Annotated in this window: 13 protein-coding genes and 2 tRNA genes; 9 read left to right on the top strand and 6 right to left on the bottom strand. The window is 49.2% G+C overall.

The window, feature by feature from the left end:
• Positions 1-109: 109 nt before the first annotated feature.
• The 3 genes from VIS48_02785 to VIS48_02775 form a co-directional block, all read right to left on the bottom strand.
• Positions 110-382 carry a GIY-YIG nuclease family protein gene (locus VIS48_02785; protein ID HEY9165067.1) on the bottom strand — a complete coding sequence of 91 codons (273 nt, stop codon included), beginning with the start codon at positions 380-382 and terminating at the stop codon, positions 110-112.
• Between the two features lie 2 nt (positions 383-384).
• Positions 385-459: transfer RNA gene (locus VIS48_02780), tRNA-Val, on the bottom strand.
• A gap of 13 nt (positions 460-472) precedes the next feature.
• Positions 473-544: transfer RNA gene (locus VIS48_02775), tRNA-Gly, on the bottom strand.
• A gap of 163 nt (positions 545-707) precedes the next feature.
• Here VIS48_02775 and VIS48_02770 point away from each other — a divergent pair.
• The 4 genes from VIS48_02770 (at position 708) to VIS48_02755 (ending at position 5011) form a co-directional block, all read left to right on the top strand.
• A complete protein-coding gene (locus VIS48_02770) occupies positions 708-1169 on the top strand; it encodes a MarR family transcriptional regulator (GenBank protein ID HEY9165066.1) in 462 nt (153 codons plus the stop codon).
• 52 nt (positions 1170-1221) lie between these two features.
• Positions 1222-1785, top strand: a complete 564-nt coding sequence (locus VIS48_02765) for an NAD(P)H-dependent oxidoreductase (protein HEY9165065.1) — start codon at positions 1222-1224, stop codon at positions 1783-1785.
• A gap of 36 nt (positions 1786-1821) precedes the next feature.
• Positions 1822-2367 (top strand): YceI family protein, encoded by a 546-nt coding sequence (locus VIS48_02760; GenBank protein ID HEY9165064.1) that lies wholly within the window; start codon positions 1822-1824, stop codon positions 2365-2367.
• 358 nt (positions 2368-2725) lie between these two features.
• Entirely contained in the window at positions 2726-5011 is a 2286-nt protein-coding gene (locus VIS48_02755; protein HEY9165063.1) for a PAS domain S-box protein, read from the top strand.
• Positions 5012-5076: 65 nt separating this feature from the next.
• Here VIS48_02755 and VIS48_02750 read toward each other — a convergent pair whose 3' ends face one another.
• Positions 5077-6258, bottom strand: coding sequence for an anhydro-N-acetylmuramic acid kinase (locus tag VIS48_02750; protein HEY9165062.1), 1182 nt, complete (start codon positions 6256-6258; stop codon positions 5077-5079).
• 29 nt (positions 6259-6287) lie between these two features.
• Here VIS48_02750 and VIS48_02745 point away from each other — a divergent pair, with 29 nt between their 5' ends.
• Positions 6288-7163 carry a deoxyribonuclease IV gene (locus VIS48_02745; protein HEY9165061.1) on the top strand — a complete coding sequence of 292 codons (876 nt, stop codon included), beginning with the start codon at positions 6288-6290 and terminating at the stop codon, positions 7161-7163.
• 54 nt (positions 7164-7217) lie between these two features.
• Here VIS48_02745 and kbl read toward each other — a convergent pair whose 3' ends face one another.
• Entirely contained in the window at positions 7218-8411 is a 1194-nt protein-coding gene (gene kbl / locus VIS48_02740) for a glycine C-acetyltransferase (GenBank protein HEY9165060.1), read from the bottom strand.
• Positions 8412-8736: 325 nt separating this feature from the next.
• Between kbl and VIS48_02735 the strand changes: the two genes are divergently transcribed.
• Genes VIS48_02735 through VIS48_02720 form a run of 4 tightly spaced genes read left to right on the top strand, consistent with a single transcriptional unit; the run spans position 8737 to position 12499 of the window.
• Positions 8737-9630: a hypothetical protein gene (locus tag VIS48_02735; GenBank protein ID HEY9165059.1), complete on the top strand. Its 894-nt coding sequence runs from the start codon at positions 8737-8739 to the stop codon at positions 9628-9630.
• Positions 9623-11137, top strand: coding sequence for a radical SAM protein (locus tag VIS48_02730; protein HEY9165058.1), 1515 nt, complete (start codon positions 9623-9625; stop codon positions 11135-11137). Before VIS48_02735 ends, VIS48_02730 begins: the two co-directional genes overlap by 8 nt.
• Entirely contained in the window at positions 11110-11922 is an 813-nt protein-coding gene (locus VIS48_02725) for a methyltransferase domain-containing protein (GenBank protein HEY9165057.1), read from the top strand. Before VIS48_02730 ends, VIS48_02725 begins: the two co-directional genes overlap by 28 nt.
• Positions 11923-11947: 25 nt before the next feature.
• Positions 11948-12499: a nucleoside deaminase gene (locus VIS48_02720; GenBank protein HEY9165056.1), complete on the top strand. Its 552-nt coding sequence runs from the start codon at positions 11948-11950 to the stop codon at positions 12497-12499.
• Positions 12500-12570: 71 nt separating this feature from the next.
• Here VIS48_02720 and VIS48_02715 read toward each other — a convergent pair whose 3' ends face one another.
• Positions 12571-15702: an efflux RND transporter permease subunit gene (locus VIS48_02715; GenBank protein ID HEY9165055.1), complete on the bottom strand. Its 3132-nt coding sequence runs from the start codon at positions 15700-15702 to the stop codon at positions 12571-12573.
• Positions 15703-15784: the final 82 nt, after the last annotated feature.

The following is a 15784-nucleotide window of genomic DNA, read 5'->3' as shown; positions in this document are numbered from 1 at the left end:
CGTCGGAAAGGAGTCCCTTTCCCGAAGGGATCCTCCGAAGGAGTCCTTTGGACCTACGGGACGGGAGAGCCCCCGACCCTCCCGATTCAAGGAGTTGAATCGGGATGCTCTAAACCAACTGGCCTACATGCCCGGCTGAGGCGTTCGAGATAAGATGCTCGATGAAGATCTTGCTCTTTTGAGACTTGATATACCGCTCCCGTTCTACAGCTTTCTTTCTTGAATCGAATTCCTCGGAGTAGGCAAGTTTCCAGGGAATACCCGTTCGTGTCGAGGTTGTCTTACCCCTATTGTGTTGATCAACTCTGCGTTCGAGATTTGACGCGCTACCGACGTAATATCTACCCGTCTTGAGGCTTAGGATTATGTAAGTATAAAACATCGTGGGCAGTGAGGGATTCGAACCCCCGACCCCATGCGTGTAAGGCATGTGCTCTAAACCAGCTGAGCTAACTGCCCGCGTTGTGATTTGAGCGCGAGACGGGACTCGAACCCGCGACGTCCAGCTTGGGAAGCTGGCATTCTACCACTGAATTACTCGCGCATGCGGAGTGCCGAAAATCTTCTCTCAAATGAATATGCACCGTTTTCAGATCTTTTTCAATGAATAGTGACCGGGTCCAGAGCGGAAATGTCACGTTGGACTTGACAAGATATTTCGAATTAGTTATATTTGAATTAGTGATATTTAGACAAAGACGCTATTCATGAAGACAACCAGGAAATACGGTCGCAAAGCCGACATGGCTCTGAGTCTTTGGGTGAAGTTGGCCCGCGCGACCGATACCATGTCAAAATTGACCACGAGAGACATCGCCGGTTATGGCCTCACCGAGGCCCAATTCGGCGTCCTGGAAACTCTCGGCCATCTTGGTCCGATGAAGATCGGGGAAGTCTGCTCGAAAAAACTCTCGTCCGGAGGCAACATGACCGTGGTCGTCGATAACCTCACGCGCGATGGCTACGTCGAAAGAATGGACGCACCCGATGACCGCAGAGCTTACATCCTGAGATTGACCCCAAAAGGTACCAGGTTATTTAACGAGATCTTTGTCAAACACGCAAGATATGTCGAAGAACTCGTGAGCTCTTCTTTGTCAGAAGAAGAAATCACGCGACTTTCGGGTTTACTGAAGAAATTCGGGCTGGCTCTTAAGGAAAGATTGTGAATAGAACCGATAACGCACATGGCGTTTGTGACAAAAGGAGTTAATGACAGATATGCTTAGGTTCGTTGGATTTTCGGGAAGCCTTAGAAAGGGTTCATTCAACACAGCACTCCTGCGCGCAGCGAGTGAACTCTTATCCGACGATGTACATATAGACATCGTGGATATCGGCGGACTCCCCTTATACAATGCGGACCTCGAGATTCCTTCGGCACCGGAACAGGTCGTGGAATTCCGACAGGCAATCCGTGGCGCGGATGCATTTCTTATTGTATCGCCTGAATATAACTATTCGATTCCAGGCGGACTCAAGAACGCGATTGATTGGGGATCCCGGGGGCCCGATCGTCCCTTCGCCGGTAAACCTGTCGCAGTTATGGGCGCTACCACGGGAATGTGGGGCACCGTTCGCATGCAGCTCGCATTTCGACCTGTGTTCCTGTATCTCGACATGATCCCCCTGAACAAACCTGAAGTGCTGGTCGCGGATGCACCTAACAAGTTTGATCCCGAGGGTAAACTATTACATGAACAGACGAAAGAAATTGTACGCCAACAACTCGTCGCCCTCAAGAAACTGGCCCTTGAAACGAAAATGTTAAATCATTCAAAATAAAATCAACAACAATCAATATCGAAAGGATATTTCAAAATGTCGACGTGGAAAATAGACCCGGTTCATTCGGAAATAAAATTCAAGGTGAAACATCTTGTGGTTTCAAATGTTACCGGACAGTTCCGGAAGTTTGACGCCGAAATTGAATCCAATCAAAGAGACTTTTCAGATGCAAGGATTCGTGTGGATATCGATGTCAACACAATCGATACGCGCAACGAGCAGCGCGATGGGCATCTTAAGTCGCCGGATTTCTTCGACGCTGCCTCGCATACTAGAATGACGTTCCTTTCGAAATCCGTGACCAAAAAATCCGATAACAACTATATCGTGCTTGGCGATTTAACTATTCGGGGCACGACAAAAGAGGTTACGCTGGATGTTACTTACAACGGTTCTGCCCGGTCATTCGACGGGTCGGAGGTCGTTGGATTCGAGGCCGTGGGCAAACTCAACAGGTTTGACTTCGGTCTTCACTGGAATGCAATCACCGAAGCAGGCAGTATCGTGGTCGGTGACGAAGTAAAAATCGAAATTGCTGCCGAGTTTGTCCTGGCTTCTGAGGCGAGAAAAGCGGCCTGACACTTTTTTGGGAAGATGATGGAGGCTTCAGACCTTGAGCACCATCGTCTTCCTCGTTACCTCAAATTGAAATCCATCTAAGTGATAGTTCAAGAGAGAAGTGGCTTTGCTTCGGAGAGTGTGATGCCGAGCGTTGAATGTCTTGGGTACGAAACATAACTTCAATCTTGCGGACCGACCGTACGCCGTCCAATACATGATTACGGTGTACGGCACAGGAGGTTTTCCTCCTCTAACAGCGGCAAAGGCTAGACGCTTGCTATTTCGCGATCTTGCGCGATGACCCGGGGGCCGCAACATTTATCCTGTGGCAGGTAAATGCGCTCAGAATTGGAAATTTCATTTTTGGAGTATGTAAATGTCAGGGCAAGACGTGTCAGCGGGTAGATCATCAGATGCCAACGCATTGTACCGCGCTGTCTTCGACTGCAATCCACTTCCAATGTGGATTCATGATTCTGATAAGTTCAGGATTCTTGCGGTTAACGACGCTGCGCTCCGAGTTTATGACTACACGAGGACAGAGTTTCTCAAGTTGGACGCGACTCAACTCTGGCACCCTTCGTTTATATCGGAGAATCCGAAAGATCTCCTGAGAAATGTCTCTTCTTCTGTCAGGTCCGGACCGTTTTCGCATCGCTCCGCGGCGGGAAAAGTCCTCACGGTTGAAATTGATTCTTATCCTATTCAGTTCGAGAGTCGCAGCGGCCTGCTCATCGTAGTACACAATATGAACGAAGAACACGCTCTTCGGAAAGATCTCCGGTTTAGCGAGGAGCGGTACAGGAGCCTGTTCGATGAGGCTCCAGTCGGTTACCACGAACTGGATCGGAGTGGAAGAATTGTCAGCGTCAATCGTACTGAGCTCGATCTACTCGGTTACGATCTCGACGATATGTTCGGTCATTTTATCTGGGAGTTTGCCGCGAATTCAGAACAATCCAAAGGCGCAACGCTCAGGAAGCTCGCAGGCGAACAACCCGCCGGTAAAAGCTACGAGCGAGAGTTCAAGCGAAAGGATGGTTCAGAATTACCTCTGCTTGTCGAAGATCGCATCCTGGTCGATGATTCAAAGTCAATTCTCGGTATCAGGACCACCGTCCAGGACATGACGTACCGCAAGCAAATGGAAGAGGCGTTAAGAAGAAGCGAGGAGCAGTTCAGAACGTTCTTTGAAGAGGATGCTACGGCCGATGCTCTCACGCTCGTTGATGGCACAATAAGCGAATGCAATATGTCGTTCGTTAAAATGTTCGGTTTCAAGTCCCGTGAACAAGCCCTCGGATCAAGTATTCTCAGGTTGTATCCCAACAAAGAAAATCGAGCATCATTACTGGAACTTCTGAGGATGAAAAAGAAGCTCACCGAGCACGAACTGGAGCTGAAGAGGGTGGACGGGACTTCGCTCTTCATTCGCGCGAATTTTGTCGGGATCTTTGACGGGGAAGGTAAACTTGTCAAGATCAGGCAATACTTGATTGATGAGACCGAACGCAAGTCTCTCGAGAGACAACTTATCCAGGCGCAAAAGCTTGAAGGCATAGGAAGACTGGCCGGCGGTGTCGCCCACGACTACAATAACATTCTCGGCGTCATCCTTGGGTATGCAGAACTAGCGGTAACCAAGCTTCGCAAGGATGATCCTCTGTACCATGATCTGGAGGCGATTTTAAATGCGGCAAGCCGAGGAGGTGAACTCACCAGACAGCTCCTTGCTTTCGCGCGCAGGGAAATCGTCTCCCCGAAGATTCTTAATCTGAATCCGGCTATCGAATCTATCAGGCAGATGTTGCAACGTCTTATGGGCGAAAACATCAAGCTGTCGCTTAACCTGAAGAAGGAACTCTGGAATACAAAGATCGACCCGACGCAATTCGACCAGATACTCATAAACCTGTCATCGAATTCCCGCGATGCGATCGACGATGTGGGCACCGTGTCAATCGAGACTTCAAATGTGAAGATCGAGGAGAATTACGTACTGGGACACAGAGACTTTCTGCTTGGAGAGTATGTGGTTGTCTCGTTCACAGATGATGGACGCGGAATGGACAGAGACACACAGGAGAAGATCTTTGAGCCGTTCTTTACGACGAAACCCAAAGGGGCTGGGACAGGACTTGGTATGTCCACCGTTTACGGAATCGTCAAGCAGAACGGAGGAAACATAAACGTATATAGTGAACCCGGAAAAGGCACGACGATCAGAGTGTACCTTCCAAGGGCATATGGCAGGGAAGAAACGGGCCAGGAGCTTCAAGGCACGGATAATCTGGCAGGGAATGCGACGATACTTGTTGTGGAAGATCAGGCGGATTTGCTGGAGCTGGCGAAGAAGAGTCTTGAGGAATATGGTTACAAAGTGCTATCGGCATGGACGCCCGGAGAAGCTATTCTGCTATGCGAAGCATACAATGCGGAAATCCAAGTGCTGTTGACCGATGTAATCATGCCCGTGATGAACGGTAAAGAATTAAGAGACAGAGTGTTGAAGATGCGACCTGCAATCAAAACGTTGTTCATGTCGGGCTACACCGCTGATGTAATTGCACATCGCGGGATTTTGGATGAAGGGATAAATTTCATTCAAAAACCATTCACGCCGCGTGCGCTCGCCAAGGCGATTCGTGACGTGTTGAAATAGGATTTCGCGCCAAGACTCACCATCGGCGGCTCAGACTGCCGAACACAAGCTCGATCTTGTGACTGTCAGGGAAGACAGATTTTCCCAAGAACTGTTTTCCTCGTCGCTCCAGTTACTCGAGGAAGATTTGCGGGGTTTCCTGAGAGCGTTTCGTTCGCCAGCACCGCAAAACAAATTGCCTCCTTCGCATCTGAGGACATTCCGATCTTCTCCGCGGTCTGCACCTTCGTATTTGCGAAATATCGTTCCAGTGACGCGAGCATGAACGGGTTGTGCGCCCCACCTCCGCTAACATAAAGCTCCTTGATCTTCCCGTTCTTGCGCAAGAATCTTTCATAGTTTGTGTAAACTGATCTGGCGGTAAAATCAGTTGCTGACGCAATCATATCTGCGGGCGCCTGTTGATTGAACTTCGAAACCAGTCGCGACACAAATTCCGTTCCATACCTTTCACGACCCGTGGATTTGGGCGGCGGTGCACTGATGAAGTCATCCGCCGAAAGATATTCCATGACGCTCTCATGTACACGACCGCTGGACGCGATTTTCCCGCCGTCATCAAATGGAGTTCCGTAAAACATTTTGGTGAGCTGATCGATGATCATATTTCCGGGACCGGTGTCAAATGCGACGACGTCGTCCGTGTCACAGCGCCGTGGAAGGTGAGTAATATTCGCGATGCCTCCGATGTTTAGGAGGCCGCGCGTCACACTCGACGAGCGAAAGAAGATATAATCAAAGAAAGGAACAAGCGGGGCACCTTCACCTCCTACCGCGACGTCCCCGACCCGGAAGTCGCCCACAGTGATAACTCCCGTAAGTTTAGCGATGACAGACGGGTCGCCTATCTGAAGCGTGGAAGATACCTTATGACCGAAGAAATCCACGGGCCTCGGAATGTGATGGATTGTGTGACCGTGGGATCCGATGAAGTCGATCCTTTCCCGTTTCACACCGGAATGACTTAGGAGTTTTTTCACTAGTTCGGATGAAAGTGTGGCAATCAGGAAATTCAGTTGCGAGATCTCGGCGACATCTCCCGTGTGCTGCTGCGAATTTCGAAGAATCATCTCCCTTAATCCATTCGGATAAGGCTCGGTGAGGAAGTCAATGAGCCGGACCTTTGTTTTGACACCGCGTCCCTCGATCCTGACAAGCGCCGCGTCGATCCCGTCCGCACTTGTTCCACTCATCAGACCGACGGCGAGCTTTAATCGTTTCTTAGCCAGTCTTTCAAGTAGTTTCATTTTGATTTCCCGTTGAACTAAATTCCACGATGAAACCTGTTAAAATTGATAAGCACATTCTGCTCGGTGCGCATATGTCGACGGCCGGTGGCTTGTACACCGCCTTTGAAAGGGCAGATGCGGTGGGTTGCACTGCAATTCAGATATTCACCAAGAACTCTAATCAGTGGAAAGATCCTGAGCTGTCGGTTGATGACATCAAAAAATACCTCGACGCAAGGAATAAGTCAAAAGTTGGGATAGTCGTTTCGCATGATTCATATTTGATAAACCTGTGCGCTGCGGATGAGTCGATACTCGCCAGATCACGTTATTCGTTCACAAAAGAAATCATGCGGTGTCATGCGCTCGGCATCGACTACCTGGTTTTTCATCCTGGCGCTCACACGACCAGAGAGAGGAAAGAGGGCATCTTGCTGGTCTCGGAGTCGCTTAACGAGGCACACGAGTCGACCAGGAACTTTAAGGTGATGACTCTGATCGAGACCACGGCGGGACAAGGGACCACGGTAGGAAGCTCATTCGAGGAAATAGCCGAGATGATTTCCCACATCAAGGATGTCTCGAGAGTCGGAGTCTGTCTCGATACCTGCCATATTTTTGCTTCTGGATATGACATTCGCACACGCGAAACTTACCGCGCGACCATGGATAAGTTTGGCGAGATTATCGGATTTGACAAGCTCCACGCAATCCATCTTAACGACGCCAAGAAACCCCTTGGATCAAGAGTTGATAGACATGAGCATATCGGGAAGGGGGAAATTGGAAAGACGGCATTTGGTTTTATCATGAACGACAAGCGCTTCTCGAGAATCCCGAAGCTCCTCGAAACTCCTAAGGGTGAGGACGGGTACACATTCGACATAAAGAACATTAAGACCCTTTTGTCGCTGGTCAAGTAATCGTGACTATCCTCTTACATTACGTAAACTTATTCCGGGCCTGATGATTTCATTTCAGGGCTTTATTGTTCCGCGCTTCCTCCCGATACGAGTAAACGCTTCGATTGCCTTGTCGAGATGCTCTTTGGTGTGTGCCGCCGATAACTGAACACGGATTCTTGCGTGGTCCTTCGGCACTACCGGAAATGAGAAGCCGATAACGTAAATTCCTTCATCGAGTAGGTCATTCGCGAACGCTGTAGCCAGCTTCGCCTCATAAAGCATGATCGGTACTATAGGATGTTCGCCGGGCTTGATGTCAAATCCACGTTGCGTCATCGCCTCACGGAAGTATTTTGTATTCTGCTCTAGCTTGTCGCGCAGCGCCGTAGTGGACTCAAGAAGATCAAAGACTGCTATCGCTGCACTTACGATCGGGGGTGGTAATGTGTTAGAAAACAGATAGGGTCGGGATCTTTGCCTAAGGTATTCTATAACCTCTCTCCTGCCGCTTGTAAAGCCTCCGGAAGCTCCGCCCGCGGCTTTGCCGAGGGTGCTAGTTACAAGGTCGACTCTCCCCATCACCCCTTTGTATTCGATGCTTCCACGCCCGGTCTTTCCAACAAACCCGGTCGCGTGGGAGTCATCCACCATAACTAACGCACCATACTTCTCGGCAAGGTTACATATCTGGTCAAGCTTTGCAATGTCACCGTCCATCGAGAAGACGCCGTCTGTTGCCACCATCTTGAACCGGGATTGTGAGGACTCCTTCAGCTTATCTTCGAGGTCGGTCATGTCAGCGTGCCTATACCGATACCTTGCGGCCTTAGAACCCCGAATCCCGTCGATGATGCTCGCATGATTGAGCTCGTCCGATATTATCGCATCTTGCTCCGTGAGGAGCGGTTCGAAAATTCCGCCGTTCGCGTCAAAACACGCGGCATAGAGAATTGTGTCCTCCATTTTGAGGAAGCCTGAAATTTTCTGCTCAAGTTCCTTATGGATGTCTTGTGTGCCACATATGAATCTCACGGAGGACAATCCGTACCCCCGCCGGTCGAGTCCGCGTTTTGCGGCTTCTACTACCTTTGGATGGCTTGAAAGACCGAGATAGTTATTGGCACAGAAGTTCAATACTTCACGCCCATCTTTCAGCCGGATCACGGGCCCCTGTGCGGAAGCGATTATACGTTCTTCCTTGTACATACCCCCATCACGAATTGAATTTAGCTGATCCCTCAAGTATTCCTGAAACTTTCCGTACATTTTTTTCTCCTCGGTTATCTGGTATTAGTCGACAAAGGCTTTACCGTGCGCGCTTCTGAATATTACTCCGGCGGCCGGTCTGGCCGAGTCTCCGGCTTGATTTAATCTGCCGCTTTCAAGGCCGGCAATAGTGGCGGTTCAATTTTAGTAGTCGAATGTTGAAAAATCAATTTCAGCAATTCTTGAAATTGCCGATATGTGCCCGGCATTTAAGAGTCGTGTCTCGCATGCGATCTCGGGTCTAAAGATCACTCGTCAGAACTTCTATGACGAAATTCACACCGGTGTCGGAACTTGCGCCTCTGGTGGGAAGTTGAAACTGGAAATGAGTTTTGAGCGTAACGCGCGAGCAGCACTGCTATACTTCGACTTATTCGACTTTCCATTGACTGAGGAAGAGCTGTACAGCTTTCTTCCAGTTAAGGAACACAAGGAGGAGTTTACGTTGAAGTTGAGAAAAGCAGGACTCAGATCCTCGGATGGACTTTATCATCTGAGGGAAGGCCACGAAATCGCCTCACTTCGCAAGACCCAGCAGGCAAGGGCTGCTAAGATGCTCGCTGCTGCCAGATTCATGGGCAATCTGATCCGTCATTTCCCGTTCGTCAGAGGAGTGTACCTGTCAGGCTCACTCAGTAAAGGTGTTGACAGCGGTGACGCCGACATTGATTTCTTCATCATCACTGCTGAGAGCAGACTTTGGATCTGCAGGGCAATACTGACGATGTTCAAGAAGATATTCTTTCTGAACAGCAAGAAGTTTTTGTGCCTTAACTATTTCCTGTCCGAGAACCACCTCGAAATTCCTGAGAAAAACGTCTTCACCGCTACCGAGCTCGTCACTCTCCAGCCTCTTCACAACGAAGAGCTTTTGAGGAAACTGTTAGCCGCAAATGAATGGATTTACAACTTCTATCCGAATTTCAAATTGAAATGGGAAACCAAGCGGTTGCGGAGGTCATTTGTCCAAAAAGTATTCGAGCTTCCTCTCAGCGACGGATACACCGAGAAACTTGACAATAAGTTAATGAAGTATTACAGGAAGCTATGGGCGAAGAGATACCGTCAGTTTGTTAGAGAGAAAAGAGAATTCCTATTTCGTTCCACGCCATACTCTTCCAAGGTGCACCCCAAAGACTACCAGTCGATTGTTTTAGATGCGTATGAGGAGCGACTTAAAACAGAAAACCTTGAAAGGCTGACACGGTTAGATGGCTGAAGTACTTTTGACACATTCGTATTTCTTGCGGTTCGATAGAAAGCAGAGTAAGACAAACCAACCCTACCCTCCTCTGGCCACTCTTTACGCTGCAAGTGTGCTGAGGGAAGGCGGTATTGAGGTAGCTCTTTTCGATTCAATGCTTGCGCAATCGGAAAATGAGTTGATCGACGCTATCCGAATGCATTCTCCGAAGGTTGTCGCGATATATGACGACAGCTTCAACTATTTGACCAAGATGTGTCTCGGCAGAATGCGAATTGCCGCCTTCAGGATGATCAAGATTGCGAAACAAGCGGGATGCATCGTCGCAGTCTCGACTTCGGATTCGGCCGACCATGTTGCAGAATATCTCGACCGGGGTGCTGATTTCATAATATTGGGAGAAGGTGAACGCACGCTGCTGGAACTGTGCGACAGCATTCTCGGAAGGTCGAATGGGAGCTTCGATGAAATAGATGGCCTGTCATTTCAATTTGATAATGAAGTTGTGCGAACGAAGCCGCGTCGTACAGTTGCGAACCTAGATGAACTCCCAATGCCCGCTTGGGACCTTGCGGATATTCAGTCTTACCGTAAGTGCTGGTCGTCCGGCTATTTTTCAATGAATATCGTGACGACGCGCGGCTGCCCATATGGATGTAACTGGTGTGCTAAACCCGTTTATGGACGAGTGTACAATTCGAGATCTCCGGCAAAGGTTGTTGCTGAGTTAAGCTTTCTTTTTCGGAAATTCGCTCCCGACCATATTTGGTTCTGCGACGATATTTTCGGATTGAAGGGAGGTTGGCTGGAAGAATTCAGACGCGAGGTCGATTGTGCCGGATTGAAATTCCGATACAAGTGCCTCTCAAGGCCCGATCTGCTCCTGAAAGACAACAGCTTCGACGCGCTTGCGGCATCCGGCTGCGAAACTGTGTGGATAGGTGCCGAAAGCGGTTCACAGAAGATCCTCGACTCGATGGAGAAAGGAACTACTGTTGACCAGATCAGACTCGCAACTCGCCAGCTGAAGTGGCGGGGAATCAGGGTCGGGTATTTTCTTCAATTTGGATTTCCGGGGGAATCGTTTGCTGATGTAAATGATACACTTAAAATGGTAAAGCAGGAAATGCCCGACGAGATTGGGATTTCGGTTTCGTATCCTTTACCGAGCACCAAATTTCATGCGATGGTTAAGAATCGTCTGGGCGAAAAACAAAATTGGTTCGACAGCGACGACATCGCGCTTCTATTTCCCGGAGAATTCCGCCCTGCTTTTTACCGGATCCTGCACAAGGTGGTTCACAGGCTCCACCGGATCCGCCGCATAGTGAGTGGGTCTGAAAAATGGAAGCCGAGATCTATCGCAGCTCTGGCGTATGGTATGTTGTCTCTACCGGTTTATCTCATCGGACTCCAACTGATGAGAAGGAGAAATCCGAATCGGATTTCTCTCGGATTACAGGAACCCAATAGCCGTTCGGGAGGAGAACCGGAATCGATAAGGGCGTTGAAGACATCCTGAACGCTGCAGAGGTTGCTGCTGCTCTTGAGCGTTATGCATTTGACTATAGGGAGAATCTCTATTCGCCCCACTTCCTTCGCGCAAGGAAAACCGTCTTAGATTATTTCCTTTCAATTCTAGGAAGCGGAAGCAGAGTTCTCGACATCAACTGTGGGACCGGCATCGATACTGTCGAGATTGCCCGCCACGGGCATGTTGTTCGGGGAATAGATATTTCCTCGACAATGGTCGCATTTGCGAACGAGTCAATTCACAATTCAGGACTAACAGACAGGGCAGAGGCCAATGTGGGGGATTATCGAAATGTTCGGTTTGCCGATATGAAATTCGACGCAGTTATCTCCAACTTCGGAGGAATAAACTTCTCGGAATCGGTTTCTCCGGTATTCGCAAATATGGGAATGGACATTCGGCCGGGAGGAATCTTTTTGATAAATTCAGTGACGCACTTTTGTCTCCTCGAATTTTTAATATTCCTGTCAAAGGGGCAATTCTCGAAAGCGACTCGGCGGGTTGCAGGAGGTAACGCGAGGATAGGGGGAAAAAATGTTCAACTGTTTTATCACACGATGTCATCGTTTAGAAATGCGGCAGCGGAGAACGGTTTTCAACTGATCGACTCTTTCGGATTGAACATACTTGCTCCCCCTCTATGGGCAGATGATTTCTTCACGCGCCACTCCGATCTCAGTGCGCTGCTTGAACACGCCGACTCTAAGATCAGGCGATGGCCAGTCCTTAGAGCATCAGGAGATTTCATGGTCCTTGTCTTCCAGAAACATTGACCACTTCAGGGAGGAGTTGGTATTCATGAAGAGAAGAATTCCGATTTTGCTTGCGACTATTTTTGTAGCAGTCTGTGCAATTTACTTTTATTTAAGACCGGATCTTCTCTTTCCGGCGAGGACGATAAGCGGAGAAGTTCAAAATGTCCTAATTGCACTCGGTGATTCAGCCATCGCTTCGGGGGATGTCCCGATATCCGCGGTGATTCTGTACGGAGACAGAATTGTGGGAGAGGGGTATAACACGGTGGTCAGGAACGGGAACGCTGCAGGTCATGCTGAGATAAATGCGATTAGTTCTGCGATCAGGCAAATCGGTTTCGAGTCGTTTGAAAAGCTCGACAGGGATTCGCTCGAACTGGTTTCCACTTACGAACCGTGCCCGATGTGCAGAGACGCAATCGCCCTGTACAGGATAAAACGTGTGCAATTTCTTAAGGAGAAGTCGATAAGATATCGACTGGAAGAAGAGATGTCAACCCTGGTTTACAGATTTCGCGAGCGAAAGGCTGTCCCCGATTCAATTCAGGACTATCTCTTCAGGAGACATCCCGGCTTTGCGAAGCAGAAACTTTAACCGGTTGATTGGCGTACCACAGCGCACTGTTGGGTTTGCGCGGCGGAGTCATACTCCCGAAAACGACAACCCTATCCCTCCTGTTGTCCCTTCAACTCTCTCTTGAACTTCTCTTCGAATATTGTGTAGAGAGCTGGCACGAAAATCAAAGTGAGAAATGTTGAAGCAGTAAGTCCGCCAATGACCGCAATCGCAAGCGGGGCTTGTGATTTTTCGCCGCCCACTCCAATCGCCATCGGAATCAAGCCGAACACGGTCGCCAGGGAAGTCATTAAGATCGGGCGGAGTCGTGTTCTACCACCGGTCATCACAGCCTCGTGCAATTCAAATCCTCTTTTTCTCAAGCGGTTGATATAGTCGATCAGCAATATTCCATTCGAGACGACTATCCCGACCATCACGATCACTCCCTCAAAAGACGTGACCGAGAGTGTGGTGTTGGTCAGGAACAGCGCCCATACAACTCCGGCAATTCCAAGTGGTATAGTGAACATTATTATGAACGGATCAATAAGCGATTGGAATTGAGAAGCCATCACCATGTAGACCATTATTATGGCCAGCATAAGGGCAAGGCCCAGAGATTTAAACGTACTGTTCTGCTGTTCGATATTTCCGCCCTGTACAATTTGGAATCCGGACGGCACGGCCAGCGTGTTAAGTTTCTTCTGGATGTCGGCGGAAACGCTTCCCAGATCTCTGCCCGCAACATTTGCAGTCACATCGATTATACGTTGTTGATACTTTCTGTCTATCTCGACTGGGGAATTTGACATCACGACGTTTGCGATATTTCCAAGTGTAACCAGTTGTCCCGATGTACTGTTAACGGTCAGACGACGGATGTCGTCAATCCTGTTGCGGTCACTTTCATCAAGTCGGACAAGAATGTTATAGCTGTTTCCGTTTTGAGGATCCTGATAGAGGGAAGCGACAGATCCATCGATCGCGGTTGCAACCGTATTCGCAACGTCGCCGACGTTCACACCTAATGCGCCCGCCTTGTCTCTATCGACGATCACTCGTAATTGTGGAAGATTAGGATCCTGGCTTATCTGAACATCCACCGCGCCTGGAGTCGAGCGTACCATGTTGGATACCTGCTGGGCAAGACGAGAAGCCGTCGGTATATCGAATCCCATTATCTCGACATCGATCGGAGCTGCCGAGCCAAAGTTCAACAGAAAATGCAGAAACCCGCCAGGCGTGACATACATCCGGGCTCCGGCCATCGCCAACAATCTGGGCCTTAGCGCGTTTATGATTTCCGCTTCGGTGCGATCTCTCTTCGTCGGGTCGATCAACTGAACCTGGACGTTTGCAGCATACGTGCCAGGGTTCGAGCTGAACAGGCTACCGCTTTTCTGGCTCGGAATTCCTAAATCTGCGATTAATGTTTTTACTTCCGGAACGTTCTGCCTGATAACATTCTCAACTCTGGTGACATACTTTTCTGTTTCCTCGATTCGAGTGCCGACCGGAAGTTTGACTGAAATGCTGAATTGGCTCTCGTCGCTATCCGGGAAAAACTCCGTTCCGACTAACATAAACAATCCAAACGATAGAATTGCGAAGCCCGCGATGCCGGAGACGACGTAACCCTTATGCCTCAGTGCGTATCGGATTATTTGCTGGTAAGTGTTGTCCACCTCTTCGAAGAAATTCTTCGAACTTAATCTCAGCCTGTCGATATATCTGGTTGAATTCGGGTCGATTTCTCTTTCCGGTTGGATGATGCGGTAACAGAGGAGAGGAGTTACCGTTCGTGATACGAAGAACGAACCAAAGAGTGCGACGGTAATTGTTAGGACCAACGGAAGGAAAAGTAATTTTGCGACGCCGCTCAGGAAAATTACAGGCAAGAAAACGATCACTGTCGTAAGAGTCGAGATGAAGATGGGTCCCGCCACTTCAAGGGCAGCATCAAGTGTGGCCTGCATTCTGCTCACGTTCGCCTTGGCCATCAGATTGTAGTGCCGTGTTATGTTCTCGAGCTCGACGATTGAGTCGTCGACCAGTCTGCCGACCCCTAGTGCCAATCCGCCTAGCGTCATGATATTCAAGGTCGTTGAGCTAAATCTGAAGTAGATGAACGTAACTAGTATTGAAAGCGGTATTGCGACGAAGATTACAATCGCACTTCTCACATTTCGGAGGAAGAGGAGAATTACTATTACGGCGAGTAATGCGCCCATGGCGGCTTCCCGCTGAAGACTGTCAATTGACTGCCTGATATATTGGCTCTGGTCAAACGCGAGAGATGACTTGACGGACGGCGGAACGCCTTGAAGTCTCGGTATGCCTTTTACCACTTCGTCGACGACATCAACAGTGTTTGCGTCGGGAGACTTCAAGACCCTAAGTACAACGCCGTGCTGGCCGTTGACCCTCACTACCTCGGTTTGTTCCTGAAAAGAATCATCGACGTGTCCGATATCCTTAATTCGAATTGGCACCCCGTTGATGACCTTCACCACCATATTTCCCATCGGCTGGACGACGTTGTACTGACTTTCCGTGGTCAGCGAGTAATCGAAGACCCCGGTCTTCAAATCTCCGGACGGAATGATTAGGTTCGACTGGGCAACAGCGTTGGTGACATCTTGCAGTGGGAGGTTCAGCGCTTCAATCTTGTTTCTGTCCAGGACGACATGGATTTCACGAATCCTACCGCCGGTGACCGCCGCTGACGCGACACCGTCTAGATGTTCTATCTGCGGCTCAATCACGTTGTATGCAAGATCGTACAATTGCCGTTCATCCATGTCGCTGCTTAGAACGACGGTGCACACAGGGAGATTTGAGATATCAAATCGTAATGCGACAGGCTGAGATACGCCGGTTGGAAGAAGGCTGAAAGTCCTGTTTACCTTTTGAATAACGTCTACGAGTCCGACATCCGTGTTTGCGTCCCAGTTGAAATAAACATAGACGCGACAGACGCCTTCACGAGTCTGGGATTGAACGTAATTGACATCGTTCGTGCTGCTGACGGAACGTTCTAACGGCACGGTGACAGACTGTTCCATGTCGCTTGGAGCCGCGCCGTTGTAAAATGTAATTACAGAAACGACCGGTATTTGTATGTTCGGGAGCATGTCGATCGGAAGTTGTAGGAATGACACCAACCCCAAGACAAAGATGGCTATAGCCCCCATCAACGTCGAGATCGGATACTTCAGCGCAAGTCGAGTTAACCACATATTTGTATCTGCTTATGTAAGGTCTGACATCAGTTCATTATGAAACAAAAGGATAAGTGTTCGGCAATAATTTGCAGAAGGT

This window comes from Candidatus Kryptoniota bacterium, assembly GCA_036567965.1.
Taxonomy (GTDB): Bacteria; Bacteroidota; Ignavibacteria; order Kryptoniales; family JAKASW01; genus JAKASW01.
This window is presented reverse-complemented; position numbering and strand designations above follow the sequence as displayed.